Source organism: Streptomyces sp. NRRL B-24572 (genome assembly GCF_002156145.1).
In the GTDB taxonomy this organism is placed as follows: domain Bacteria; phylum Actinomycetota; class Actinomycetes; order Streptomycetales; family Streptomycetaceae; genus Streptomyces; species Streptomyces vietnamensis.
The window spans coordinates 1-546 of record NZ_MWIG01000866.1 but is presented as its reverse complement, the minus strand read 5'-3'; the positions used below and the strand labels follow the sequence as shown (position 1 = coordinate 546).

At 69.0% G+C, this 546-nt stretch carries 1 pseudogene; it reads right to left on the bottom strand.

Features of this window, described 5'->3' with window-relative positions:
• Positions 1-493, bottom strand: a pseudogene (locus CCN56_RS37410) (XRE family transcriptional regulator); the annotation flags it as partial.
• Between the last annotated feature and the right edge of the window lie 53 nt (positions 494-546).

Below are 546 nucleotides of genomic sequence, written 5' to 3'. Positions count from 1 at the left end.
GAATGTGGTCGTTCAGCCGGGCGGACTGGAGCTGCTCGGCGAGGTCGAGTGCTTCGTGCGCCGTGGCGCATCCTGCGTCGACGTCACCTTCCCGGATGTGAGCGGATGCGGCGCGGGTGAGGAACAGGCCACGGGTGCGCTGATCAGCCGGATTGAGCGCCTTCCGCGCCTGGGTGAAGCTGGTCACGGCCCTGTCGGGCTCGCCGAGGTCGAGATAGCAGCTGCCGGACTGTCCGTGGATCTCGCCGGTGTTGATCCAGTACAGCCAGGCCGGGTCGTTGTCAGACCGGCCTCGGGAGCAGAGTTCCGCAGCGCGGTCGAGCGCCGCGACTGCCGCGTCCTGCTCGCCGAGCTTCGCGTGTCCTCTAGCCTGCCGGGTCAGCAGCATGGCCTCCAGGGCCGGCGCGTCCAGGTTCCTGATCTTCTCGCGGGCCGCTGATGCCGCGATCACCGCACTGCGGGGAGATCCGGTGGAGTAGCCGTGGATGGCCATGTAGGAGAGCGCGCCAGCTCCCAGCCGGACATCACCCGAAGCCTTCGCCGCGC